Raw genomic sequence first — 24,064 nt, forward strand, 5'->3', positions numbered from 1 at the left:
TCTCACGCGTTTCATCAGTCCTGCGCCACCACGTTGAGGTCGAGGCCGTGTTCGGCGGCGTTCGTGAGCCGCTTTTGTGTTCAGCCGGCTTCGATCTCGTCCGCCGAGTAACCCTGCAGGTAGAGCAGGGCGGACAGGTCGCCGTGATCGATCCGTACGTGGGCGGCTTCCGCCACGGCGGGCTTGGCGTGGTAGGCGACCCCGAGCCCTGCCGCCTGCAGCATGGCGAGGTCGTTGGCGCCGTCGCCGACGGCGAGCGTCTCGGAGCGGTCGAGCCCCTTCGCGGCGATCAGTTCGTTGAGCGCCGCAAGCTTCGCCTCGCGGCCGAGGATCGGCTCGGTCACGAGCCCGGTCAGGAGCCCCGCGCCGTCGATCTCGAGCACGTTGGCGCGGTTCTCGTCGAAGCCGAGCCGCGCGGCGACCTCTTCGGTGAAGGCCGTGAAGCCGCCGGAGACGAGGGCGGCGTAGGCGCCGTTCGCGCGCATGGTGGCGACGAGCGCGCGGGCGCCGGGGGTCAGCGTGATGCGCTCGTCCAGCACCGCCGCGATCGTGTCGGCGGCCGGAAGCCCCTTCAGCAGCGCGACCCGCTCGCGCAGAGCCGGCTCGAACGCGATCTCGCCGCGCATGGCGCGTTCGGTGACGCCGGCGACCTGGTCCTTGAGCCCGACCCTGTCCGCGAGCTCGTCGATGCATTCCTGGCCGATAATGGTCGAGTCCATGTCGGCGATCAGCAGCGTCTTGCGGCGTCCCTCCGCCGGCACGACGCAGACGTCGACCGGCGCGGAGCCGATGGCCAGCTGCAGGCGGCGGCGGAGCGTCGAGGGGGCGAGGTCGCTGTCGAGAACGAACTCCGCCGCGACGCCGCCGTCGAGCATCCGCACCTCGGCGCCCTGCACCACCTGGGCGGCCTTCATCACCAGCGCGGCGTCCACCGCCGGCTCGTTCGGGTTCGCGATCAGGACGGCGGCGAGGGCGGGCATGGGCGCTCCGGCGGGGGCGAGCGGGGATGGCGTCGGCGACTGAGCTGTCTATAACGGCCCGCCGCGCCGCGGGGAAATGCGCCGACAGCCTGGGGACGGGAAACGAGTTCGATGACGCAGCCGGTCTCGGCCATTCTGATCGCGGGCCCCACCGCCTCGGGCAAATCAGGGCTGGCGCTGGCGCTCGCCGAGCGGCTCGGCGGCGTGGTGGTCAACGCCGACGCGCTGCAGGTCTACGCCGATCTCCGCACGCTCACCGCCCGCCCGCCGGACGCCGATCTCGCGCGCGCTCCCCACGCGCTCTACGGCCATGTGGACGGCGCCGCGCCTTACGCCGTCGGCCGCTGGCTCGACGACGTCGCAGGCGTTTTGGATGGGGAACGCCTGCCGATCGTCGTGGGCGGCACGGGGCTCTATTTCGACGCGCTGACCCGCGGGCTGTCCGCGGTGCCCGAGATCGCGCCGGAGGTGCGGGAGCGCTGGCGCGCGGCGGGGCCGGACGTCGACCTCCACGCCGAACTCGCCCGTCGCGATCCCGACATGGCGGCGCGGCTGAGGCCGTCCGACCCGCAGCGGCTGATGCGCGCGCTCGAGGTGATCGAGAGCACCGGCCGTTCGCTGAAGGATTGGCAGGACGATGCGGCTGCGCCCCTGCTTGCGCCCGACGCGGCGCTCCGGATTGTGCTCGCGCCCGACCGCAAGGCGCTGGACGTGCGGATCGCGACGCGCCTTGCGGGAATGATCGAGGACGGCGCGGCGGAGGAGGCGGAACGGCTCGTGGCGCGCGGGCTGCCGCGCGCGGCCCCGGTGATGAAGGCGCTCGGCGTCGAGGCGCTCGCCGCGTGGCGCCGCGGCGAGATCGCGCGCGACGACGCGGTGGAGCGGACCCGGGTCGACACGCGCCGCTACGCCAAGCGCCAGTCGACCTGGTTCCGCAACCGCATGCCGGACTGGCTGCATGCGGCGCCTGACGATGCGCTCGGCCTCGCGACGGACGAGATCGAGCGCCGCGGCAGGATTTGAGCTTTACGCCGCGGCGTCCTTGCGCTTCGCGCTTTCGGCTTCGGCGGCCGCGAGCAGGATGCAGATCGCGATGCCCTCGGAGGCCGCCTTCACGTCCGAAAGCGAAGGGAACGATGGCGCGAGCCGCAGGTTCTGGTCGCGCGGATCCTTGCCCTTCGGCCAGGTCGCGCCGGCGCCTGTGAGCAGCAGCCCGGCGTCCTTCGCGAGCTGCACGACGCGCGAGGCGGTCCCTTCAACCACGTCGACGCTGATGAAGTAGCCGCCTTCGGGCTTCGTCCACCGCGCGGCGCCGGTTCCGGCGAGGCGCGCCTCCAGCGCCTCGTCCACCGCCGCGAACTTCGGCGCGAGCAGGGCCTTGTGCTTCGCCATGTGGGCGACGAGGCCGTCATGGTCCTTGAGGAAGCGGACATGGCGGAGCTGGTTGAGCTTGTCCGGCCCGATCGTGCGCTTCGAGGCGCTCGCGAGCAGCCACGCCACATTGGCCGGCGACGACGCGAAAAAGGCGAGGCCGGCGCCGGCGAGCGTCATCTTGGAGGTCGAGGCGAACACGAAGGCGCGGTCGGGATGGCCGGCCTCGGCGCAGGCGTCGAGCACATTCAGAATCTCGCGCCCGTCGTCGGTCAGGTGGTGCAGGACATAGGCGTTGTCCCAGAACAGCCGGAAGTCCGGCGCGGCCGTCGTCATGCGGGCGAGCCGGCGGATCGTCTCGTCGGAATAGACGTCGCCCGACGGGTTGGCGTATTTCGGGACGTTCCACATGCCCTTCACGGCCGGATCGCGGACGAGCTCCTCGACCTTGTCCATGTCCGGACCGTCGCCGGTCAGCGGCACGGGGATCATGCGCACGCCGTACTCCTCGCAGATCGCGAAGTGGCGGTCGTAGCCGGGCGTCGGGCAGAGGAACGCGACGTCGGGCTCGCGGCCCCACGGCTTCGCGGAGCCCGGGACGCCCTTCAGCAGGGCGTAGACGAGGCTGTCGTGCATCAGCGCGAGGCTGGAGTTGTCGCCGACGACGATCCGGTCGGGGCTCGCGCCCAGCGTGCGGGCGAACAGCGCCCGGGTTTCGGCGAGGCCCTGCAGGCCGCCATAGTTCCGCGCGTCCTCGCCGGCTTCCGACAGGTGGTCGCGGTTGCCGGGCAGCGCGAGCATGCCTTCCGCGAGATCGAGCTGCTCGGGCGCGGGCTTGCCGCGGGTCATGTCGAGCTTGAGCCCTTTGGCGCGGAAGGCGTCGTAGTCGGCGCGGGCGCGGGCGAGAAGGCTGTCGAGGTCGGCGGCGGAGAGATCGGCGATCACGGCGTCACGAAGTCCTGTGCGGCAGGCGAAGCGTTCGTGGGGCTTCATACGCCCGTCACGCGCGCCGCGCCAGACGAAGGAACTATGCGCGCCCGCCCTTCGCGACCGGCGTCAGCGACGGCGCGCGCGGCCGGTCCGGGCCGCGGCGGCGGGCGCCGATCAGGCTCGACAGCGTCGCGGCGAGCCCGAACAGCAGAACCCAGCCGGCCGGGCGCACGCCATACGCCGGCATGAGGTTCGCCGCGAGCACGCGCCACGGGTTCACCCCCGTCGCGAGCCCGTACCACAGCGCCTCCGACGCGGCGGTCGCGAGCGTCGCCGTGAGGGCGAGGCCAAGCAGCCAGCGCCAGTCGACCGCGCTTTCGCTGGAGCGCGCCTGCAGCCAGCGCCAGCCCATCGCCCAGACGAACAGGCCCCACATCAGCATAGGTTCGCCGACGTCGAGCTTGGACTGCATCGCGAAATGCAGCACGCCGAGGCCAGCGATCGCATAGGCGAGCTTGTGGAGGCGGCCCCAGCGTTTCGCGCCCATGCGGCGCACGGCGGCGTCGGTCGATGTGGCGCCGAGCGCGACAAGGCCCATCAGCGCAACGAAGCCGATCGCGAGATAGACGCGCAGCGCGATCTCGCCCGCGACCCGAGCCACGTCGAACTGCTGGTCGGCGACATAGAGCCCGAGATGAAGGGCGGCGTAGGCGAGGGCGGCGAGCCCGATCCGCCGGCGGACGAGGTGCAGGCGCGGCCAGTGCCAGAGCCGCCGGAACGGCGTGATCGCGAGCGACAACATAAGGAATCGGACCGCCCAGTCGCCGGTCAGGTGGATGGCGTCATAGATCGGCCGGGCCGCCTCGCCCCCCGGCCCGGCGAAGGCCGAGGCGGCGCCGGCGGCCGGACCGAACGGCGTCTCGCCTTGAGGCGCGAATCCCGGCGGCAGTCCGAAGGGCGCGGGGGCCGGGCCCGAGAAGTCGCCGTTCGCGGCCCGCATCGCGAGCCACGCCGCGGGCAGGACGAGCCCGACCAGCGTCAGCGTCAGCAATGGCGAGAATCGACCTGAGCGGTCGGAGAAAAGCGGCATGGCTCCGTCCATCGTCCTTCGAGGCTTCACGCTGTTACGCGCGGCGCCGCGGAAATCTTACGTGCGCGCGTCACAGGCGGTTGGCTCGCTGCGGGTTCGCGCAAGAATTCGTTCAAATTTGTATGCCAGCGCAAACGTGGACTTAGAGGGGCTGCTGCTACGAAAGGCTCAGGGTAACCGTTGAGTCCGCATGCATGTCCGCTGGAAACGTCGTTTACGAGTACGCCGCGGGGCGACTTCGCGCTTTCCGCCGCAACCGCAATCTCACCCTCACGCTGTGCTACGCCATCGCGCTCATCGCCGGGCGGGTCATGGGCGAGGGGGCGTCCGGCCAGCCGATGCTGGCGCTCGCGGCGCCCGTCGCGGTCGGCGTGCTGATCCGGATGGGCGGCTCGATCGAGTCCGCCGACTTCGCCCGTTTCGCCGCAGCCCACCTCATGTTCGGGTTTCTCTTCGGAGATCCGCTGGAGACGGTGTTCTGGGACGGCGCGCGCAGCATCGCCCATGTGGCCTTCGCGCTGCTGCTGTTCCGGGCCGCCCGGACGCGCGGCCTGATCCGCTCGCCGATCTATCTCATGGGGACATTGGTGGCGGTGGCGGTCGCAAGCGCCGCGCCCGGGTTCGTCCTCGACGTCGTTCGCTTGAGCCTTGAGGGCGCGCTCTCGCCGTCGCCGCTGATCGTCGGGCCGCTGGTCGACATCCTGTCGATGGCGCTGATGCTCGCGATCGTCTTGACCCAGGGACGCGGCTGCCTGCCGACGACGCCGGAGAGCGGCCACACCGAGGAGAAGCGGCCCGGCTCGATCGAACACCTGAGCGCCGTCGCGCTCGCCGCCGCGCTGATCTGGTTCTCTCTCGACGGCGGCGCGCTCGAGGCGGTGCTCGCCGGCTCCATCGCGCTCCTCTGGTTCGCGCTGCGTCTCGGCCTGTTCGCCACCACCGTCGCCGCCTTCGCCTTCGCCGTCGTCGAGCTCAAGTTCGGCACGGGACGAGGCCTGCTGATCGACGCCGCCGATCCCGCGGTCGTCGAAGCGCTCCGCTACGTCAAGGTGGCGCTGCTGACGGCCCCAAGCATCGTCGTCGCGACCGTCGTCTACGAGCAGCAGCGCTTGCGGCGGCTGTTCGCCTATCGCGCCAACCACGACGGCCTGACGGGCCTGATCAATCGCGTCGGGTTCACCGAGCATCTCGAGCTCCAGGCGCGCCGGGCGGGTTCCGGGCACGCCCGCTTTCTGCTGATGCTGATCGACCTCGACCACTTCAAGTCGATCAACGACACGTTCGGGCATGCGAGCGGCGACGAACTGCTTGTGAAAGTCGCCGAACGGCTGCGCTCCTCGCTGCGCGCGACCGACGTGGTGGCCCGTCTCGGCGGCGACGAGTTTGCGGCGCTTGCGCCCGTGCCGAGCGTGGACGACGCCATGCGGCTCGCGAAACGTCTGGTGGAGACGGTGAACCAGACCTGCGAGATCGGAGGCGTCGCTTTGCGGCCGAGCGTGACGGTCGGCGGCGTGCTCGCGCCGGACAACGCGACCGATCCTCAGCGGCTCATGCTGCTCGCCGACGAGGCGCTCTACAAGGCCAAGGCCGCCGGCCGCAACGGCTGGCGCTTCGCCTCGATGGAGCTGAAGGGCGATCGTCCCAGCGCCGCGATGTGGCGGCCGGAGGACGCGGAGGTGGCGATGGAGACGGTGTTCCTCGACTGAGGCGCTGCGCGCGCCTACCAGTAGATGTACAATCTACTAATTGCTCGTGATAGGTGCATTCTCCTCCTGCGCGTCGCTATGCGCGCCGCGGGGGAGCAGGACGATGCAGATCGACGCATTCATCGCCGAGGCGCGGGCGCGGCTTGGCGCGGTCTCCGGCGAGGCCGAAAACGGTTTCAGAACCATTCTGGGCGAGGCGGCGCAGAGAGGGACGCAGGTCAACCGTCTCGCCTACATCCTCGCGACGGTCTGGTGGGAGACCGCGCGCACGATGCAACCGGTGCGCGAGGCGTTCTTCGTCGCGCCGAACGACTTCGCCAAGGCCGAAGCCTGGCGGAAGAAGAACCTGCACTACTACCCCTATTACGGGCGCGGCTACGTCCAGCTGACGTGGAAAGCCAACTACCGCCACGCCGGCGAGAAACTTGGCGTCGATTTCGTCGCCGACCCGGACCAAGTGATGACGGCGGCCCACGCGCTCGACATCCTGTTCGATGGGATGGATGAGGGCTGGTTCACAGGAAAGGCGCTCGACGACTACATCGACGAGATCGACGAGCCGGACAGCGCCGACCTCGCCGAGTACGTCAGGGCCAGAAGGATCATCAACGGCACGGACAAGGCCCAGACGATCGGGGGCATGGCGCTCGCCTTCGAGGCCGCGCTGAAGGCGGCTGGCTATTCCGCCGCCGGCGTCACGGCGGTCGCGGCGGGCGGTCTCGACGCCCATATCGCGGCCCTCGGCCTGAAGCATTTCAAGGCGTACGAGTTCCGCGTGAAGGGCGCGTCGCACGGCAATCCGAAGAGCGCGGCTTACGGATTGAACACCGATCCGCCGGCGGCGCTGTACGGCCACATCGACAAGACCGCGCGGGTGCTGGACGAACTGCGGGAACGCCTCGGGCGGCCGATCACGCTGTCGAGCGTCTACCGCTCGAAGGCCTACAACAAGGCGATCGGCGGCGCGGCCGACAGCTCGCATCTGCGCTTCAACGCCGTCGATTTCGCCGTGGTCGGCTCGCCGTTCGGTCCGGCGCACTGGGCGGCGGCGTTGCGGGAGATGCGTTCCGCCGGCCTGTTCAGCGGCGGGATCGGCACGTATTCCACTTTCGTCCACGTGGACACGCGCGGGTCCGACGCCGACTGGAACGGCTGACGGACGCGTTTGCGGGCGGCGGCGAAGCGGACCTTTTGGCCGCTTGACGCCGCCGCGGCTTGGGCGTAGCGTCCGCGCAACTTTACGGCTGGAGCGGCCACGTGGCGCGCAATCTCATTCTCGTAAGCAGGGCGTCATCCCAGGAGCGGGCCGCGTAGGGCCGCTTCCGAGCGATGACGCCTAAGCCAAGGGCTCCCTAGCGGGCCCTTTTTTGTTGCCCGGCGTCCAACGAGGCGCCGAACGGGTTCAGGGTCGAGACGGCGAAAGGACAAACGCCATGACCGAGACGATGACCGGAGCGGAGATGGTCGTCCGCGCGCTGCAGGACCAGGGCGTCGAGCACATCTTCGGCTATCCCGGCGGCGCCGTGCTTCCGATCTACGACGCGCTGTTCCAGCAGGAGAAGGTGGAGCACGTGCTCGTCCGCCACGAGCAGGGCGCGGCGCATGCGGCGGAAGGCTACGCCCGCTCGACCGGCAAGCCGGGCCTCGTGCTCGTCACCTCCGGACCCGGCGCGACCAACGCCGTGACGGGCCTGACCGACGCGCTGATGGACTCGATCCCGCTGGTTTGCATCACCGGCCAGGTCCCGACCCATCTGATCGGCTCGGACGCATTCCAGGAGTGCGACACGGTCGGCATCACCCGGCCCTGCACCAAGCACAATTACCTCGTGAAGGACGTCAACGAGCTCGCGCAGGTGCTGCACGAGGCGTTCTACGTCGCCACCCACGGGCGGCCGGGGCCGGTCGTCGTCGACATCCCGAAGGACGTCCAGTTCGCGACCGGGACCTATGTCGGCCCGGAGAACGTGCACCATAAGAGCTACCACCCGAAGCTCGACGGCGAGATCGACCGCATCAAGCAGGCGATCGAGCTGATCGCTTCGGCGAAGCGGCCGATCCTCTACACCGGCGGCGGCGTCATCAATTCCGGCCCGCGGGCGAGCGAACTGCTGCGCGAGTTCGCGAAGCTCACCGGCGCGCCGGTGACGTCGACCCTGATGGGCCTCGGCGCCTATCCGGCGTCCGGCCCGGCCTGGCTCGGCATGCTCGGCATGCACGGCACCTTCGAGGCCAACCACGCCATGCACGACTGCGACGTGATGGTCTGCGTCGGCGCGCGCTTCGACGACCGCATCACTGGGCGGCTCGACGCGTTCTCGCCGAACTCGAAGAAGATCCACATCGACATCGATCCGTCGCAGATCAACAAGAACGTCAAGGTCCAGGTCCCGATCATCGGCGACGTGGCCCATGTGCTCGAGGACATGGTGCGGATCTGGAAGGCGACGGCGTCGACGATCGACGCCGGGAGCCTGAAGACGTGGTGGGCGCAGATCGACCGCTGGCGCGCGCGCAAGAGCCTCGCCTACCGGCCGTCGACCACGACGATCAAGCCGCAGCACGCGGTCGAGCGGCTCTACGAGCTGACCAAGGATCGCAAGACCTACATCACGACCGAGGTCGGCCAGCATCAGATGTGGGCGGCGCAGTACTACCATTTCGAGGAGCCGAACCGCTGGATGACCTCCGGCGGCCTCGGGACGATGGGCTACGGCCTGCCGGCGGCGGTCGGCGTGCAGAAGGCGCATCCGGACGCGCTCGTCATTGACATCGCGGGCGAAGCCTCGATCCAGATGATGCTGCAGGAGCTCTCGACCGCCCTGCAGTACAACCTGCCGGTCAAGGTGTTCATCCTCAACAACGAGTACATGGGCATGGTGCGCCAGTGGCAGCAGCTGCTGCACGGCGGGCGCTACTCGAATTCTTACTCGGAGGCGCTGCCGGACTTCGTGAAGCTCGCCGAGGCCTATGGCGGCACGGGCGTGCGCGTCGACAATCCGGACGACCTCGACGAGGCGATCGCGAAGATGATCGACACGCCGGGCTTCGTCGTCGTCGACTGCATCGTCGACAAGATGGAGAACTGCTTCCCGATGATTCCCTCGGGGCGCGCCCACAACGAGATGCTGCTCAGCGACGCGGCCGAGGCCGAGATCGACGAGGCGATCTCGGAAGAGGGCAAGATGCTGGTGTGAATTGGGGCAGGCGTCATCCCGGACGGCCCTCAGGCCGATCCGGGACGGCGCCTCCAGCGCGCCGTCATGCCCGTCTTCGGGCATCCACGACTTCCCTTTTTTGCTCGACGCCCAAGTCGTGGATGCCCGAAGACGGGCATGACGGCGGTGGGACGGTCACTCTCTGGATAATCTCATGCCGCCTCTGCCCACCGGCTCCGCCTATTTCATGGACGATGCGCATCCGCCGCTCGCCCGCCACACGCTCGCGATCATCGTCGACAACGAGCCGGGCGTGCTCGCCCGCGTCATCGGCCTGTTCTCCGGCCGCGGCTACAACATCGACAGCCTGACCGTGTCCGAGGTCAGCCATGAGCGGCACCTCTCCCGCATCACGATCGTGACCACCGGTCCCGACGGCGTGGTCGAGCAGATCAAGAGCCAGCTCGACCGGCTGGTGCCGGTGCGCAACGTCGTCGACCTCACGCTCACCGGCAAGGCGCTGGAGCGCGAGCTCATGCTGATCAAGGTGCGCGGCAAGGGCGACCTGCGGGCCGAGGCGCTCCGGCTGGCCGAGGCGTTCCGCGCGCGCGTGATCGACGCCACGACGGAGAGCTTCATCTTCGAGATCACCGGCAAGCCCGACAAGCTCGACCAGTTCATCGTGCTGATGGGGCCGCTCGGCCTGGTCGAGGTCTCGCGCACCGGCGTCGCCGCCATCGGCCGCGGTCCGGAAGGCATGGCGGCCTGAGGGCCCACCCACCGCTCTACGCGGGTTCCGAGACGTCGCCTCACGTCCCGAAAACAGCCCTTGTCAGCGCAGGCGGGATCGTCCATACGACCGAACCGTAACGTACGGTACGGCGACGTGAACGAGATCGGTCTGGACAGCGCGGGCGAGGGGACGGCGGGGCGGCGGGAAGCCGTGCTCGACGTCGTGCTCGCGCTGCTGGTCGAGAAGGGCGCCGCTGCGCTGACCATGACCGCGGTCGCCCGCCGCGCGAGCTGCTCCAAGGAGACGCTCTACAAATGGTTCGGCGACCGCGAGGGCCTGTTGACCGAAACCGTCCGGTGGCAGGCCTCGAAGGTGCGGGCCGGCGCCTATGACCGCCAGCATCTCGACGCCGGAGCTCTGCGCGAGAGCCTCGAGGGCTTCGCGGCCAACTGGCTGACCGTGATCTCGTCCGAGACCTCGGTCGCGCTCAACCGGATCGCGATCGGGCAGGCCGAGACGCTGGGCGGCATCGTGCTGGCCAATGGGCGCTTCGCGATCGGCGAGCGGCTGAAGCCGCTGCTCCTCGACGCGCGCGCCGCCGGCCTGGTGGCGTTCGACGACGCGGAGGAGGCGTTCCGCACCTTCTTCGGGCTCGCCGGGCGGGACGTGCAGATCCGGCGGCTGCTCGGCGACCGTTTCGCCATCGACGCCGCCGCGGACGCGCGCCGCGCCGTCGACCAGTTCCTTGCCCTCTACGGGGCGACGAAAACGCCGGCGATGGCCGGCTGAAACGCAACAGAAGCCATCGGGAAGGACACCATAATGCGCGTCTATTACGATCGCGACGCCGATCTGAACCTCATCAAGGGCAAGCAGGTCGCCATCATCGGCTACGGCAGCCAGGGCCACGCCCACGCGCTCAACCTGCGCGATTCCGGCGTGCCGAACATCATCGTCGCCCTGCGTCCGGGCTCGGCGACCGCCCAGAAGGCCGCGGCCGAAGGTTTCCGGGTGCTGCCGCCGGCGGAAGCCGCCAAGATCGCCGACGTGGTGATGCTGCTGACGCCCGACGAGCTGCAGGCCGACATCTACAAGGAGAGCCTGGAGCCGAACCTCAAGGAAGGCGCGGCGCTGCTGTTCGCCCACGGCCTCTCGGTCCACTTCAACCTGATCGAGCCCCGCAAGGACCTCGACGTGCTGCTCGTCGCCCCGAAGGGCCCCGGCCACACCGTGCGCGGCGAGTACCTGAAGGGCGGCGGCGTGCCGTCGCTGATCGCGATCTACCAGGACGCCTCGGGCAACGCCCATGACATCGGTCTTTCCTACGCCTCCGCCAACGGCGGCGGCCGCGCCGGCATCATCGAGACCACCTTCAAGGAAGAGTGCGAGACCGACCTGTTCGGCGAGCAGGCGGTGCTCTGCGGCGGCCTCGTGGAGCTGATCCGCGCCGGCTTCGAGACGCTGGTGGAAGCCGGCTACGCGCCGGAGATGGCCTATTTCGAGTGTCTGCACGAGGTGAAGCTGATCGTCGACCTCATCTATGAGGGCGGCATCGCCAACATGAACTACTCGATCTCCAACACCGCGGAATACGGCGAGTACGTCACCGGCCCGCGCATCATCACGCCTGAGACCAAGGCGGAGATGAAGCGCGTGCTGACCGACATTCAGTCGGGCATCTTCACCCGCAACTGGATGCTGGAGAACAAGGTCAACCAGACCTCGTTCAAGGCGACCCGCGCCCGCAACGACGCCCACCAGATCGAGGAAGTCGGCGCGCGCCTGCGCGAGATGATGCCCTGGATCAAGGCCAAGGCCATGGTCGACAAGTCCAAGAACTGATCTGGCCCGGATCGGATGAGCGAACGGCCGGGCGACAAGCCCGGCCGTTCTGCGTCGGCCTCACCCCACCGACAGCTCGGCCGCGGGCGTCTCGCGCAGCCGGGCCGCGTCGCGGATCGGCGGCGCGCCGAACAGCCGGCGATACTCCCGGCTGAACTGCGAGGGGCTTTCGTAGCCGACCGCATGGCCCGCGGTCGCGGCGTCTCGCGCGTTGCTGACGATCAGCCGCCGCGCCTCCTGCAGCCGCAGGTGCTTCTGGTATTGCAGCGGGCTCATGGACGTCACCGTCTTGAAATGCGCGTGCAGCGCCGACGGGCTCATGTTCGCCGCCGCGCACACCTGCTCCATCCGGAACGGCTGGTTGAAGTTGCGCTTGATCCAGTCGATCGCGCGGTTCACCTGGCTGATCTTGCTGTCGGCGGTTGCGATCTGGCGCACGCGGGCCGCGAGCGCCCCGGTCAGCAGGCGGTAGAGGATCTCGCGTTCGGCGAGCGGCGCCAGCGCGCCGATGTCGTGCGGCGCGGCGAGCAGCCCGACGAGCCGCGTGAAGGCGTCGAGCATTTCGCCGGTCGTGTCGGCGAGCGACACCGCCACGCCCGCGGGCGGTTCGCGCCGGTCGAGCCGGTGCTCGATCAGCAGCGCATTGAGCGCTTTCGGATCGAGCGAGAGCTTGGCTCCGAGATAGGGCTCGTTCTCGGTCGCCTCGATGACGCGGCCGACCACCGGCAGGTCGACGGAGACGATCAGCGAGCGCGCGCCGTCATAGATGTAGGTCTCGCCCGCGAGCTCGATCTGCTTGCGCCCCTGCGCGACGATGCAGAAGGCCGGCTCGTACATGCCGTGCGTCGGTTCGGTCGGCTGCGACGAACGGTAGAGCGTCAGGTTCGGAACCGGCGTGTCATGCGTGCCGTCTGTGGGGGCGTATCGCGCAATCAGCGCGGCGAGTGCGTTCAGATGCGGCAATGGATTCGCCCTTCCAAGCAAACGACGCGCCCCGCTTGATTTGCAGGGTCGCGCCTCGTCTTGTCCCCGAGCGGCAAGTTAGGCGCTGGCGGACGAGCGCGCGAGAGCGCGGCGGCACATCTGGAGAATCGTGCAAGAGGTTTGGAGCATCCGTCTATCGGCGTCGGCCGTCTCGGCCTCATGCTTTGGTCCATGGGGCGCGCCGGATGGGCCGGCGGCGGGGCGAAGAAGGCGGAGACCATGGCGGCGTTGCGCGGACAGGCGATCGCGGTGCTCGGGCTCGATCCGTCTCTCCTGGAGGCCACGGTCCGGCGTCTCGCCCGGGAGGGCGCGCGCCTGGCCCTCGGGGCGGCGGAGGCTGACCATATCGCCGAACTCGTCGCCGAGCTGCGCTGGGAGGGCGCCGAGATCGCCGCGCTCGCGATCGCAGGCGACGGCGGCGGTCTGGTCGAGCCGGTCGTCGCGCTCTGCGCCGGCGCGTTCGGCGGCGTGGACGCGGTCGTGACCGACCGTCGGTCGGCCGCGGCTTCGATGGGCGTTCTCCAGCGCCTCGGCGTCGGCGCGCTGGTGGTCGTCGCCCGCGAAGACGAGCGCCACGTCGCGCTTCCGGCAGGCGCGGACGGATCACGACGCGGCTGCGGAGGGCCGGACGTCAGCGTCGTCGCGCTGCCGGATCGCCGCGCCGGCGCGGCGCTTCCCGACGCGGTCGCGCGCGCGGTCGCCTTCGCGCTCGCGGCCCCGGCCGGAACGAATGTCGCGACCATCGCGGTCCGCCCCACGACGGCTGCGGACGCGCTGCGGGCGGCGTGAGGGTCAGCTTCTTCGGTTGCGCGCGCCGTCGAAGCAGGACACAACATCTCGCCTTCCGCAGCCGGACGACCCAAACCCATGAGCTTCCACGAGATCGTCAGCGCGGTGCTCGAGTTCGTGCGCGAGCACGAAGCCTGGGCGCCCGTCATCGTGTTCGTGCTGGCTTTTCTCGAATCGATCGTCGGGCTCTCGCTCGCGGTGCCGTCGACGCCGCTGTTCGTGGGCGTGGGCGCGCTGATCGGCGCCAGCAACATCGCGTTCTGGCCGATCTTCGCCGGCGTCGCCCTCGGCGGCTTCCTCGGCGACTGGGTGTCGTTCTGGCTCGGCTTCAAGCTCAAGGACAAGGTGCTGGACTGGAAGGCCGTGCGGGAGCGGCCGCAGATCATCGAGCGCTCTCAGGCCTTCGTGAAGAAGTGGGGCGCGGCCGGCGTGTTCATCGGGCGCTTCATCAGCCCGATCCGCTCCTTCGTGCCGTTCGTCGCGGGCATGTTCCAGATGTCGTTCTGGCTGTTCCAGTTCGCGAACGCGACCTCGGCGATCGTGTGGGCCTACATCCTGCTCGCGCCAGGCGCGACCTTCCTGCGCGGCTATTTCGGCTGAACGTCACGGGATACGATCGCGCGCGTCACGGATAGGAATTCGACGCGCGCGCAGCGATGGCCGTAGAGAAGGGCGACGCTTCTCCGCACCGGACGGGCCGGGCATGAACATTCTTTCGATCCAGAGCCACGTCGCCTACGGGCATGTCGGCAACGCCTCCGCGACCTTCCCGATGCAGCGGCTCGGCCATGAGGTCTGGGCGGTGAACACGGTCCAGTTCTCGAACCACACCGGCTACGGGGCGTGGCGCGGAACGGTGTTTCCCGCGGACGCGATCCGGGAGATCGTGACGGGCATCGACGAGCGCGGCGCGCTGCCGTCCTGCGACGGCGTTCTGTCCGGCTACATGGGCGACGCCGCGATCGGCGACGCCATCCTCGAGGCGGTCGCCCGCGTCAAGACGGCCAACCCCCGCGCGCTCTATTGCTGCGATCCGGTGATCGGCGACGTCGGTCGCGGCGTGTTCGTGCGTCCGGGCATTCCCGAATTCATGCGCGACCGCGCCGTGCCGGCGGCCGACGTGGTCACGCCCAACCAGTTCGAGCTCGAGCAGCTCGCCGGCTTCTCCGTCGGCTCGCTCGGCGCGGCGGTCGCGGCCGCCCGGATGCTGCGGTCGCGGGGGCCGGAGACGGTGCTCGTGACCAGCCTGCAGACGCCCGAGACGCCGGACGATGCGATCGAGCTTCTGGCCGTGGACGGGCAGGGCGCGTTTCGCCTGCGCACCCCCCTGCTGCCGGTCTCCGTGAACGGCGCCGGCGACGCGATCGCGGCGCTGTTCTTCGTGCATCTGCTGACGACCGGCTCGGCCGCCGAGGCGCTGTCGCGGGCCGGCTCCTCGGTCTACGGCCTGCTCAAGGCGACCGCCGAGGCCGGCTCGCGGGAGATCCTCACCGTCGCCGCGCAGGACGAGTTCGTCCGTCCGAGCCGGATTTTCACCCCGGAGCCGGTGTAGAGCGCGCGGCGTTGGCGTCTCCTTAAGCGGTCTCGAGGCAGGCTCCCGCCATCAGGGAGTAAGCTTCATGTCGCCCTCGGCCCGCCGGCTGCTGATCGAAGTCACGCTCGCCGGGCTCGTCTTCGCGGCGGTGCTCGTCGCGCGGTTCTTCCTGCCCGCGGGGAACTGGGAGGACGTGACCGGGCATCCGCTCGGGCGCGACTTCATCAACGTCTGGGGCGCGCCGCGCGTCGCGGCGGAGCACGGCGCGGCCGCGCTCGGCGACCTCCTGCGCTATCCGGATCTGCTGCAGGACGTCTTCGGCCAGCCGCTGAAGATGTTCTTCAACTGGTCCTATCCCCCGCATGCGCTGATCGTGCTGCAGCCGTTCTCCTGGCTGCCCTATGGCGGCGCGTTGGCGCTCTGGACCCTGGGCGGCCTCGCCGCTTTGGCGGCCGTCGTCGCCGCGGGCCTGCCCGTCGGCGCGCGCCGGATCGGGGCCCTTGCGGCGGCGCTGTCGCCGGCGGCGTTCTGGTGCGTCGTCACCGGACAGAACGGCCTGCTGCTCGGCGCGGCCCTGCTCGCGGCCGTCGCCTGCGTCGACCGCAGGCCGATCCTCGCAGGCGTCCTGATCGGCCTGCTCACGATCAAGCCGCAGCTCGGCCTGCTCATTCCGATCGCGCTGATCGCCGCCGGCGCGTGGCGGGTCATCGCCGCGGCCGCGGCGACGGCGCTCGCGCTCGCGGCGCTCGCGTTTCTGCTCTACGGCCTTGAGCCGTGGCGCCTCTGGCTCACGACCACCGCCGACTACCAGCTCGCGCTGCTGTCGGACATATCCGCCTTTCACCGCTTCATGATGGTGTCGATCGCCCCCTCCGGCGCGATCGCGGATCTTCCGTCGACGCTCACCTGGAGCCTGCAGGGGCTCGGCCTCGTCGTCGCGGCCGCGGCGGTCTGGACGACGTTCCGCCGGACCTCGGACGTCGCGACCCGCGCCCTCGTGCTGACCGTCGCCGCCGCGCTCGCGACGCCTTACGCGTTCAACTATGACCTCTGCGCGCTGGCCGGCGCCGTCATCTGGTGGATCTCCGGGCGCGAGAATCTCACGGGAGCCGAGCGACGCGCCGCCGGCCTGCTTCTGCTGCTGCCGGTCGCGATCGTGCCGCTGCACATGATCGGCGCGCCGATCGCGCCGCTGGCGCTGGCCTGCGGCCTGTTTCTCGCGACGCCCCTGCGACGCCGCCTGCCGTCGCTCAGCCCCGCGCAGGCCTGACGCTGCCGCCGGCGGCGCGGGTCTGATCCCGCTGGCGACAGGGCGAAAGCTCGTGCTACGCCGTCGCCATGTCCCGCCTTTACGTGATCCTCGACGTTTTCGCCGACCGCCCGCTCGCCGGCAATCCGCTCGCCGTCGTGCTCGACGCCCGAGGGCTCGACGCGGCGGGCATGCAGGCGATCGCCCGCGAGTTCAACCTGTCGGAGACGGTGTTCCTGCTGCCGGCCGAGGACGAGAGCCGCAAGGCGTGGCTGCGCATCTTCACGCCGGACCGCGAGCTGCCGTTCGCGGGCCACCCGACCGTCGGCACTGCGGTGCTGCTCGGGCTGATGGACGCCGTCGCCGGCAAGGGCCGGGACGCGACGTTCGAGCTCGAGGAGGCCGTCGGCGTCGTGCCCTGCCGCGCCGCCGCCACAGGAAAGCGGTCCGGACGCGCCACCTTCGTCCTGCCGAAGCTGCCGGCGCCGGCGGGACCCGTCCCCGACGTCGCGGCGGCCGCCGCAGCTCTGGGGCTCGACCCCGCCGACATCGGCTTCGAAGGCCACGCGCCGTCCTGTTTCGACGCCGGCAACCTGTTCGCCTTCGTGCCCGTGAGCGGACTCGACGCGCTGGCGCGGCTGCGCCCGGACCTCGCGCGCTGGGACGCGGCCTTCGCCGGCGACGCGCGCCGGGCCGCTTTCGTCTACACCCGCGAGACCGGCGATCCGGGGCAGGCGTTCCGCGCCCGCATGGTGCGGGGGTCGTTCGAGGACCCGGCGACGGGCTCGGCGGTCGCCGCCTTCGCAGGCGCGGTCATGGCGTTCGATCGGCCGGGGAACGGCGAGCACGCGCTGAAAATCGGTCAGGGCTACGAGATGGGCCGTCCGAGCGTGATCGAACTCGGGCTCAGGGTGTCGGAAGGCCGCCTAGCCTCGGCGACGATCGGTGGGTCGGCCGTGGTGGTGGCCGAAGGCTCGCTGTTCCTGCCGTGAGCGTACAGGTCGTCCGGGTCTCGAGGTTCGACGGCCGGCTCGGCGGCGAGTCACTGTGTTTTGATCTGACCGATTCCGAGGCGATCGCGGCGCATTGGGCCGAGGCCGTCGCCGCCAAGCCCAGGATGTATGACGGCCGCGTGCTGCTGTGCGACGGGCTCTCGATCGAGGACGGCCGGCTTTCGGCGCGCTACGCGGAGACCGGCTTCTCCACTTTCCTGTGGTGGCGCGCGAAGAACTTTCCCGAGCGGGGCGTGCGCAACGTGTTCGGAGCGGCCGCGGTCGTCTCGTCTGACGGCGCGGTCCTGCTCGGCCGCATGGCGCAGCACACGGCGAATGCGGGCCGCATCTACTTTCCCGCCGGCACGCCCGATCTCGGCGACGTCTCGGGCGACGTCGTCGACCTCGAAGGATCGATCGCGCGCGAACTCGCGGAGGAGACCGGGCTGGCGGCTCCGCTGGTCACGCCCACGGACGAGCGCATCTGCGTGCTCGCGGGCCACCTCGTCGCCTGCGTCCGCCGCTTCGACAGCCCGCTCGACGCGCGGGAGCTCGCCGAGCGGGTCGAGGCCCATATCCGCGCCGAGCGTGAGCCGGAGCTCGATGGCGTGATCCTCGTCCGCTCCGCGTCCGAACTCACGGAGGCTTCGCCGGACTACGTCCATGCGGCGGTGGAGCGGCTCCTGTCGCGGTGACGCCCGAGCCGTTCCGCTCCTATCGGCCGCAGACGGCGATCAGGTAGAAGCGCGCGTTGGAATAGGCTCCACCTTCCAGATGCCCGACAAAGATCCCCTCGGGCCATTCGACTCCGTACTTTTGCACGAAGGGCGGGGCGCCGCTGACGGACTGGTTCGTCGCGCTGAAGGCGCAGTTGCGGACGTCGCGGCCAAACCCGACCTGATACTGTCCATTACCGGTTCGGACCGAGGAAACGGCGCCTTCGCCGATCAGCAGCGTTCCGTCGGCGTCGACTTCGGCGGACATCATCGCCGCGCCGAGATCGCTCGGGTTCGGCGTGGTGGAGGCCCTCGCCGCGGGCGGGGCCGGGCGAGGCGCCTTGAGCGCGTCGTCCTGGCCGGCGACGCCGGCTGGCGTCGCAATCGCGGCGAGCGCGATCAGGCATGCGGCGGCGGCGGTCTTCATGGCGGTCCCCTGGCTGCAACCGGAGGCTCAAGCATCGACGGGCGCGTCGCCGACGACAAGTCCGTAGTAGCGCGCGTGCGGCCGCGGCTGGGGCGTTGATCGAGAGGCTGGTTCGCAGTACATCATCCCCACGTTTTCGCTTCGGACATGTCATGCGCGCCAGCGGCGACATCATCGCGACCGTCGTTCCGGCCTTCCCGGCCGTCGAACGCGCGCGTCCGCTTGCGCTTCGCCTGCTCCTTACACGCCCCTGAGGGCCGGCCGGGCGCGAGCGCCCTGGCGCTCAGGGGACCGGACGGCTGAACCGCAGGACAAACGGCGTTTCGCATCGAGCCGCATGAGCCGACGACGCGCCCGACGAAGGACCAGACCGACATGACCGCAGCAAACGAACGCGTCGTGATCTTCGACACGACGCTGCGCGACGGCGAGCAGTGCCCCGGCGCCACCATGACCTTCGACGAGAAGCTCGAGGTCGCGCATCTGCTCGACCGCATGGGCGTCGACATCATCGAGGCGGGTTTCCCCATCGCCTCCAACGGCGACTTCGAGGCGGTGGCCGAGATCGCCCGCCGCACGGAGAACGCCGTCGTCGCGGGCCTTGCCCGCGCCATCCCCGGCGACATCGCCCGCTGCGGCGAGGCGGTGCGCTTCGCGAAGCGGCCGCGCATCCACACCTTCGTGTCCACCTCGCCGATCCATCTGAAGCACCAGATGCGCAAGACGGAGGAGGAGGTGCTCGAGATCATCGCGACGACCGTCGCTCAGGCGCGCAATCTGGTGGACGACGTCGAGTGGTCCGCCATGGACGCCACCCGCACCGGCCACGAGTATCTCGCCCGCGCGGTGGAGGCGGCGATCCGGGCCGGCGCCACCACCATCAATCTGCCGGACACGGTGGGTTACGCGACGCCCGACGAGTACCGGGCCATGTTCGTCGCCATGCGCGAGCGGGTGCCGGGCGCGGACAAGGTGATCTTCTCGACCCACTGCCATGACGATCTGGGCCTCGCGGTGGCGAATTCCCTGGCCGGCCTCGCCGGCGGGGCGCGGCAGATCGAATGCACGGTGAACGGCATCGGCGAGCGCGCGGGCAACGCGGCGCTGGAGGAGATCGTGATGGCGCTGCGGACGCGCCGGGACGCTCTTCCCTACGAGACCGGCGTGGAGTCGACCCTGCTCACCCGCGCTTCGCGGTTGGTGTCGGCCGCGACCTCGTTCCCGGTGCAGTACAACAAAGCGATCGTCGGCAAGAACGCCTTCGCCCATGAGAGCGGCATCCACCAGGATGGAATGCTGAAGAACAACGAGACCTATGAGATCATGACGCCGGCCACCGTCGGCGTCACCAAGACCTCGCTGGTCATGGGCAAGCATTCGGGCCGCGCCGCCTTCAAGGACAAGCTGAAGGCGCTGGGCTACGAACTCGGCGAGAACGCGCTGCAGGACGCTTTCGCCCGGTTCAAGGAGCTCGCGGACCGCAAGAAGCACGTCTACGACGAGGACATCGAGGCGCTGGTCGACAACCAGATCGCCTCCGGCAACGACCGCATCAAGGTGCTGTCGCTCATCGTGATCGCCGGCACCATGGGCCCGCAGTCGGCCACGCTGACGCTCGACATCGAAGGCGTGCACACCACCGTTCAGTCGACCGGCAATGGCCCGGTGGACGCGATCTTCAACGCCATCCGCAGCGTCGCGCCGCATGAGGCCAGCCTGGCGCTCTATCAGGTGCATGCGGTGACCGAGGGCACGGACGCCCAGGCGGAAGTCTCGGTGCGGCTGGAGGAGGGCGAGAAGACGGTTTCCGCCAAGGTCGCCGATCCCGACACGCTGGTCGCTTCCGCCAAAGCCTACGTCGCCGCGCTCAACAAGCTGACGGTCAAGCGTCAGCAGGTGAACGCGCAGGCCGCCATCAGCGCCTGAGACCGTCGGACATCTCCGGGCGGCTCGCCCGGAGATGTCCGACGCGCCGCGCTCGAGCCGGTTCGCTCCCGTCGCCTTATCCTCCCGTCGCCTTGACGCGGATCTGGTCGTTCGACAAACGACGTCTGGAGGACCTACCGTCGTCCGACCGCGAACGGTCTCCGCCGCAGCCGCTCTGGCATGCCAGAGAAATCGGATTTCCCAGTCGCCAGAACTGCTTCGGCGCCGCGATCGTGAGCGGGGGAGGGGTTTTACCTATGCCGTCATATGGCCTTAATCCGCTGTTGCGTCCGACTTAAGGATGACCCATAAGCGGGGCGGATCAGGGTTGCGCAAAACGCGTAGCCGCCGGCCGACCGGCGAAAAGTCATACCGCGGCCAACGCGGATAAACCGCCTCGCCGGGGCGTATTCTGGGAGGAACTCCATGCTGAAGCATCTTGCCGCGGCCGCAACGTTCGCGGCGATCTTCGCTGCGCCCGCGCAGGCGCAGAACTACCCGAGCCGCACCATCACGATGGTCGTGCCGTTCGCGGCCGGCGGCCCGACCGACACCGTCAGCCGGCTCGTCGCGGAGTCGATGAGCAAGGATCTCGGGCAGCAGATCATCATCGAGAACGTCGGCGGCGCCGGCGGCACGCTGGGCGCGGGCCGCGTGGCGAAGGCCGACCCGGACGGCTACACGCTCCTCCTGCATCACATCGGCATGGCCACCAGCGCGGTGCTGTACCGCAAGCTGCCGTATGACACGCTCAACGCGTTCGAATATGTCGGCCTCGTCACCGAGGTTCCGATGACGCTCGTCGCGCGCGCGAATTTCGAGCCGACCGACCTGAAGAGCCTGATCGCCTACGCCAAGGCCAACAAGGATCAGGTCACCTACGCCAACGCCGGCATCGGCGCGGCGTCGCATCTCTGCGGCATGCTCTTCATGTCGAAGATCGAAACCCCGCTGACCACCGTCCCCTACAAGGGCACCGGACCTGCGATGACCGATCTCGTCGGCGGCCAGGTCGACGTCATGTGCGACCAGACCACCAACACCACCAACCAGATCAAGTCCGGCAAGATCAAAGCCTACGCCACCACGAGCAAGGAGCGCCTCGCCGCGCTCCCGGACGTGCCGACCGCCGCGGAAGCGGGCCTGCCTGGCTTCGAGGTCGGCATCTGGCACGGCGTCTACGCACCGAAGGGCACATCGTCCGAGATCGTGCAGAAGCTCTCCGCCTCCCTGCAGAAGGCGCTGAAGGACCCGGCCGTGGTGAAGCGGTTCGCGGATCTCGGCACGACGCCGTCTTCGGACGCCGAGGCGACGCCGGAGGGGCTGAAGACCAAGCTGACTTCCGAGATCGATCGCTGGTCTCCGGTCATCAAGGCCGCCGGCGTCTACGCCGACTGACCTGAAGTCGCGGCCCTTCGCGCGCCAGCGGCGAGGGGCCGCCGGCGGGCGGGGGCCGCTCGTCTTGCGCGCGCAGCTTTCGGCGCGACGGACCGTCAAAGGGCCTCATGATGCAAGTGAACACTCGCGACGCCGCGGCGGGCGGCATCTTCATCGCAATCGCCGCGGCCTTCGCCCTCGGCACGATGGATCTCACGATCGGCACCGCGCTTCGCATGGGGCCGGGGTATTTCCCGCTGCTGCTTGCGGGCGTCCTCGGCCTGCTGGGCGTCATTATCCTGCTCAAGTCGTTCGGGCGGCCTTCGGTCGAAATTGGGACGGTGCCATGGCGCGGGGCCGCCCTGATCCTGATATCGCCGATCGTCTTCGGGCTGACCATCCGGTGGCTGGGGCTCGCTCCCTCCGTGGCGCTCGTCGTCGCCATATCCGCCTTCGCGAGCCGTCGTTCGACGGTCAAGCTCGCGGTCGCGCTTACGTTGGCGCTCACGCTGTTCTGCGTAATCGTGTTCCAGCGGTGGCTCGGGCTCCCGATCCCGGTGTTCAACGGCCCGTTCGCTCCGCTCAACCCCTATTTCGACATGGCCTACGCCCCCTTCGGCGCGGCCTTCTCCGCGATCGGCTCAGCGTTAGCGGGCGTCGTCGCCGCGCTCCGCGGCCTGTTTGGCGCGTGACGCGGGAGCGCTGAGACATGGACATCCTCGCCACAGGCCAAGAACTGATCGCCAACCTCGGGCTGGGCTTCAGCACCGCCGCGCTGCCGATCAATCTCGGCTTCTGCTTCGTCGGCGTGCTGCTCGGGACCTTGATCGGCGTGCTGCCGGGCATCGGCCCGACCGCGACCATCGCGATGCTGCTGCCGATCACCTTCAATTTCGAGCCGGCGACGTCGCTGATCATGCTCGCCGGCATCTATTACGGCGCGCAGTACGGCGGCTCGACCACCGCGATCCTGATCAACCTGCCGGGCGAAAGCTCCTCGGCGGTCACCGCGATCGACGGCTACCAGATGGCCAAGCAGGGCCGGGCGGGCCCCGCGCTTGCGACCGCCGCGCTCGGATCGTTCTTCGCCGGATCGGTGGCGACGGTCCTGATCGCCCTGTTTGCGCCGCCTCTCACCGAGGTCGCGTTGAAGTTCGGGCCGGCCGAGTACTTCTCGCTGATGATGCTGGGCCTCGTCGCCTCGGTGGCGCTGGCGAGCGGATCGGTGCTGAAGGCGCTCGCCATGGTCGTCCTCGGCTTGCTCCTTGGGCTTGTCGGCTCGGACGTGAACACCGGCGCCCAGCGCTTCACGATGGGCTTCCTCGAACTGGCGGACGGCCTCAACTTCGTCGCGGTCGCGGTGGGCGTGTTCGGCATCGCCGAAATCCTCCGCAATCTCGAGAACGAGACCGATCGCGAAGTGATGGTCAAGAAGGTCACGAACCTCTGGCCGTCGAAGGAGGACTTCAAGGCGATGGTCGCGCCTGTGCTGCGCGGCACGGCCCTCGGCTCGGTGCTCGGCATTCTTCCGGGCGGCGGCGCGGTGCTGTCGTCCTTCGCGGCCTACACCGTCGAGAAGCGGATCTCGAAGACGCCCGAACGTTTCGGCAAGGGCGCCATCGAAGGCGTCGCGGCGCCCGAATCGGCGAACAACGCCGGCGCGCAGACCTCGTTCATCCCCATGCTGACGCTTGGCATCCCGGCGAACCCGGTGATGGCGCTGATGATCGGCGCGATGATCATCCAGGGCATCCAGCCAGGACCGAACGTCGCGAGCGAGAAGCCGGAGCTGTTCTGGGGCCTGATCGCTTCGATGTGGGTCGGCAACCTGATGCTGGTTCTGCTGAACCTGCCGCTGATCGGGCTTTGGGTCCGGCTGCTGACGGTGCCCTACACCATGCTGTTCCCGGCGATTCTCGCCTTCTGCGCCATCGGCGTCTACAGCGTGAACTCGAACGCGTTCGATCTCTTTGCGGTCGCGGCGTTCGGCCTGCTCGGCTACGTGCTGGTGAAGCTCGAATGCGAGCCGGCACCGCTTCTGCTCGGCTTCGTGCTCGGGCCGATGCTGGAGGAGAATCTGCGGCGCGCCATGACGATCTCGCGCGGCGATCCTTCCGTGTTCGTCACGCGTCCGCTCAGCGCGACCCTGCTGGTTCTCGCCGTGCTGGTGCTGGTCGTCACCTTCCTGCCTTCGGTGCGCGCCAAGCGCGACGAGGTTTTCCAGGAAGACGCATAAACGGGGCTGGACAGGCGCGGGGGC

At 69.4% G+C, this 24,064-nt stretch carries 22 protein-coding genes; 17 read left to right on the forward strand and 5 right to left on the reverse strand.

Translation table 11 applies throughout. From position 1 onward, the window contains the following. Positions 1-80: 80 nt before the first annotated feature. Positions 81-980, reverse strand: a complete 900-nt coding sequence (gene serB / locus PKE78_RS13065) for a phosphoserine phosphatase SerB (protein ID WP_271201341.1) — start codon at positions 978-980, stop codon at positions 81-83. Between the two features lie 111 nt (positions 981-1,091). On the opposite strand from serB, the gene miaA reads away from it, so the two are divergent. Beyond that, positions 1,092-2,003, forward strand: a complete 912-nt coding sequence (miaA, locus tag PKE78_RS13070) for a tRNA (adenosine(37)-N6)-dimethylallyltransferase MiaA (protein ID WP_271201342.1) — start codon at positions 1,092-1,094, stop codon at positions 2,001-2,003. A gap of 3 nt (positions 2,004-2,006) precedes the next feature. Here miaA and PKE78_RS13075 read toward each other — a convergent pair whose 3' ends face one another. Next, entirely contained in the window at positions 2,007-3,344 is a 1,338-nt protein-coding gene (locus PKE78_RS13075; protein ID WP_271201343.1) for an aspartate aminotransferase type Ic, read from the reverse strand. A gap of 34 nt (positions 3,345-3,378) precedes the next feature. Next, positions 3,379-4,371, reverse strand: coding sequence for a protein-methionine-sulfoxide reductase heme-binding subunit MsrQ (locus PKE78_RS13080; protein ID WP_271201344.1), 993 nt, complete (start codon positions 4,369-4,371; stop codon positions 3,379-3,381). Between the two features lie 194 nt (positions 4,372-4,565). Here PKE78_RS13080 and PKE78_RS13085 point away from each other — a divergent pair, with 194 nt between their 5' ends. The 6 genes from PKE78_RS13085 (at position 4,566) to ilvC (ending at position 11,810) form a co-directional block, all read left to right on the forward strand. Continuing rightward, positions 4,566-6,077, forward strand: coding sequence for a GGDEF domain-containing protein (locus tag PKE78_RS13085; RefSeq protein WP_271201345.1), 1,512 nt, complete (start codon positions 4,566-4,568; stop codon positions 6,075-6,077). A 103-nt stretch (positions 6,078-6,180) separates the two neighbouring features. After that, positions 6,181-7,233 (forward strand): D-Ala-D-Ala carboxypeptidase family metallohydrolase, encoded by a 1,053-nt coding sequence (locus PKE78_RS13090; protein WP_271201346.1) that lies wholly within the window; start codon positions 6,181-6,183, stop codon positions 7,231-7,233. A gap of 277 nt (positions 7,234-7,510) precedes the next feature. Beyond that, positions 7,511-9,274: an acetolactate synthase 3 large subunit gene (locus PKE78_RS13095; RefSeq protein ID WP_271201347.1), complete on the forward strand. Its 1,764-nt coding sequence runs from the start codon at positions 7,511-7,513 to the stop codon at positions 9,272-9,274. A gap of 175 nt (positions 9,275-9,449) precedes the next feature. After that, the gene (ilvN, locus tag PKE78_RS13100) at positions 9,450-10,004 is read left to right on the forward strand and encodes an acetolactate synthase small subunit (protein ID WP_271201348.1); all 555 of its coding nucleotides are present in this window, start codon (positions 9,450-9,452) and stop codon (positions 10,002-10,004) included. A gap of 117 nt (positions 10,005-10,121) precedes the next feature. Continuing rightward, positions 10,122-10,757, forward strand: a complete 636-nt coding sequence (locus tag PKE78_RS13105; RefSeq protein WP_271201349.1) for a TetR/AcrR family transcriptional regulator — start codon at positions 10,122-10,124, stop codon at positions 10,755-10,757. 33 nt (positions 10,758-10,790) lie between these two features. Continuing rightward, positions 10,791-11,810, forward strand: a complete 1,020-nt coding sequence (gene ilvC / locus PKE78_RS13110) for a ketol-acid reductoisomerase (RefSeq protein ID WP_271201350.1) — start codon at positions 10,791-10,793, stop codon at positions 11,808-11,810. Between the two features lie 60 nt (positions 11,811-11,870). On the opposite strand, the gene PKE78_RS13115 is transcribed toward ilvC, so the two are convergent. Then, a complete protein-coding gene (locus PKE78_RS13115; RefSeq protein WP_271201351.1) occupies positions 11,871-12,773 on the reverse strand; it encodes an AraC family transcriptional regulator in 903 nt (300 codons plus the stop codon). 192 nt (positions 12,774-12,965) lie between these two features. Between PKE78_RS13115 and PKE78_RS13120 the strand changes: the two genes are divergently transcribed. The 6 genes from PKE78_RS13120 (at position 12,966) to PKE78_RS13145 (ending at position 18,053) form a co-directional block, all read left to right on the forward strand. After that, entirely contained in the window at positions 12,966-13,583 is a 618-nt protein-coding gene (locus tag PKE78_RS13120; protein WP_271201352.1) for a Rossmann-fold NAD(P)-binding domain-containing protein, read from the forward strand. Between the two features lie 78 nt (positions 13,584-13,661). Continuing rightward, complete coding sequence (locus PKE78_RS13125) at positions 13,662-14,183, forward strand: DedA family protein (RefSeq protein WP_271201353.1); 522 nt, start codon at positions 13,662-13,664, stop codon at positions 14,181-14,183. Positions 14,184-14,286: 103 nt separating this feature from the next. Next, positions 14,287-15,135: a pyridoxal kinase PdxY gene (gene pdxY / locus PKE78_RS13130; RefSeq protein WP_271201354.1), complete on the forward strand. Its 849-nt coding sequence runs from the start codon at positions 14,287-14,289 to the stop codon at positions 15,133-15,135. Positions 15,136-15,202: 67 nt separating this feature from the next. Continuing rightward, complete coding sequence (locus PKE78_RS13135) at positions 15,203-16,387, forward strand: glycosyltransferase family 87 protein (protein WP_271201355.1); 1,185 nt, start codon at positions 15,203-15,205, stop codon at positions 16,385-16,387. Between the two features lie 68 nt (positions 16,388-16,455). Further along, entirely contained in the window at positions 16,456-17,358 is a 903-nt protein-coding gene (locus tag PKE78_RS13140) for a PhzF family phenazine biosynthesis protein (protein WP_271201356.1), read from the forward strand. After that, complete coding sequence (locus PKE78_RS13145) at positions 17,355-18,053, forward strand: NUDIX hydrolase (protein WP_271201357.1); 699 nt, start codon at positions 17,355-17,357, stop codon at positions 18,051-18,053. The genes PKE78_RS13140 and PKE78_RS13145 overlap by 4 nt, the downstream gene beginning before the upstream one ends. A gap of 19 nt (positions 18,054-18,072) precedes the next feature. Here PKE78_RS13145 and PKE78_RS13150 read toward each other — a convergent pair whose 3' ends face one another. Further along, the gene (locus PKE78_RS13150) at positions 18,073-18,501 is read right to left on the reverse strand and encodes a hypothetical protein (RefSeq protein ID WP_271201358.1); all 429 of its coding nucleotides are present in this window, start codon (positions 18,499-18,501) and stop codon (positions 18,073-18,075) included. A 375-nt stretch (positions 18,502-18,876) separates the two neighbouring features. Here PKE78_RS13150 and PKE78_RS13155 point away from each other — a divergent pair, with 375 nt between their 5' ends. From PKE78_RS13155 to PKE78_RS13170, 4 genes are all read left to right on the forward strand, one after another. Next, positions 18,877-20,427 carry a 2-isopropylmalate synthase gene (locus tag PKE78_RS13155; protein WP_271201359.1) on the forward strand — a complete coding sequence of 517 codons (1,551 nt, stop codon included), beginning with the start codon at positions 18,877-18,879 and terminating at the stop codon, positions 20,425-20,427. Between the two features lie 426 nt (positions 20,428-20,853). Beyond that, positions 20,854-21,825, forward strand: coding sequence for a tripartite tricarboxylate transporter substrate binding protein BugD (locus PKE78_RS13160; RefSeq protein ID WP_271201360.1), 972 nt, complete (start codon positions 20,854-20,856; stop codon positions 21,823-21,825). 116 nt (positions 21,826-21,941) lie between these two features. After that, a complete protein-coding gene (locus PKE78_RS13165) occupies positions 21,942-22,496 on the forward strand; it encodes a tripartite tricarboxylate transporter TctB family protein (protein WP_271201361.1) in 555 nt (184 codons plus the stop codon). Between the two features lie 17 nt (positions 22,497-22,513). Continuing rightward, positions 22,514-24,040 (forward strand): tripartite tricarboxylate transporter permease, encoded by a 1,527-nt coding sequence (locus PKE78_RS13170; protein ID WP_271201362.1) that lies wholly within the window; start codon positions 22,514-22,516, stop codon positions 24,038-24,040. Positions 24,041-24,064: the final 24 nt, after the last annotated feature.

It is taken from the genome of Methylopila turkensis (assembly GCF_027922325.1).
Taxonomy (GTDB): Bacteria; Pseudomonadota; Alphaproteobacteria; order Rhizobiales; family Methylopilaceae; genus Methylopila; species Methylopila turkensis.

Bases quoted from the DNA above. Each gene is read 5' to 3' on its own strand.
- PKE78_RS13125 (WP_271201353.1), top strand. From the start codon at position 13,662: ATGAGCTTCCACGAGATCGTCAGCGCGGTGCTCGAGTTCGTGCGCGAG.
- pdxY (WP_271201354.1), top strand. From the start codon at position 14,287: ATGAACATTCTTTCGATCCAGAGCCACGTCGCCTACGGGCATGTCGGC.
- PKE78_RS13080 (WP_271201344.1), bottom strand. From the start codon at position 4,371: ATGCCGCTTTTCTCCGACCGCTCAGGTCGATTCTCGCCATTGCTGACG.
- PKE78_RS13075 (WP_271201343.1), bottom strand. From the start codon at position 3,344: ATGAAGCCCCACGAACGCTTCGCCTGCCGCACAGGACTTCGTGACGCC.
- PKE78_RS13140 (WP_271201356.1), top strand. From the start codon at position 16,456: ATGTCCCGCCTTTACGTGATCCTCGACGTTTTCGCCGACCGCCCGCTC.
- PKE78_RS13150 (WP_271201358.1), bottom strand. From the start codon at position 18,501: ATGAAGACCGCCGCCGCCGCATGCCTGATCGCGCTCGCCGCGATTGCG.
- serB (WP_271201341.1), bottom strand. From the start codon at position 980: ATGCCCGCCCTCGCCGCCGTCCTGATCGCGAACCCGAACGAGCCGGCG.
- miaA (WP_271201342.1), top strand. From the start codon at position 1,092: ATGACGCAGCCGGTCTCGGCCATTCTGATCGCGGGCCCCACCGCCTCG.
- ilvN (WP_271201348.1), top strand. From the start codon at position 9,450: ATGCCGCCTCTGCCCACCGGCTCCGCCTATTTCATGGACGATGCGCAT.
- PKE78_RS13170 (WP_271201362.1), top strand. From the start codon at position 22,514: ATGGACATCCTCGCCACAGGCCAAGAACTGATCGCCAACCTCGGGCTG.
- PKE78_RS13090 (WP_271201346.1), top strand. From the start codon at position 6,181: ATGCAGATCGACGCATTCATCGCCGAGGCGCGGGCGCGGCTTGGCGCG.
- PKE78_RS13085 (WP_271201345.1), top strand. From the start codon at position 4,566: ATGTCCGCTGGAAACGTCGTTTACGAGTACGCCGCGGGGCGACTTCGC.
- ilvC (WP_271201350.1), top strand. From the start codon at position 10,791: ATGCGCGTCTATTACGATCGCGACGCCGATCTGAACCTCATCAAGGGC.
- PKE78_RS13155 (WP_271201359.1), top strand. From the start codon at position 18,877: ATGACCGCAGCAAACGAACGCGTCGTGATCTTCGACACGACGCTGCGC.
- PKE78_RS13160 (WP_271201360.1), top strand. From the start codon at position 20,854: ATGCTGAAGCATCTTGCCGCGGCCGCAACGTTCGCGGCGATCTTCGCT.
- PKE78_RS13120 (WP_271201352.1), top strand. From the start codon at position 12,966: ATGGGGCGCGCCGGATGGGCCGGCGGCGGGGCGAAGAAGGCGGAGACC.
- PKE78_RS13135 (WP_271201355.1), top strand. From the start codon at position 15,203: ATGTCGCCCTCGGCCCGCCGGCTGCTGATCGAAGTCACGCTCGCCGGG.
- PKE78_RS13095 (WP_271201347.1), top strand. From the start codon at position 7,511: ATGACCGAGACGATGACCGGAGCGGAGATGGTCGTCCGCGCGCTGCAG.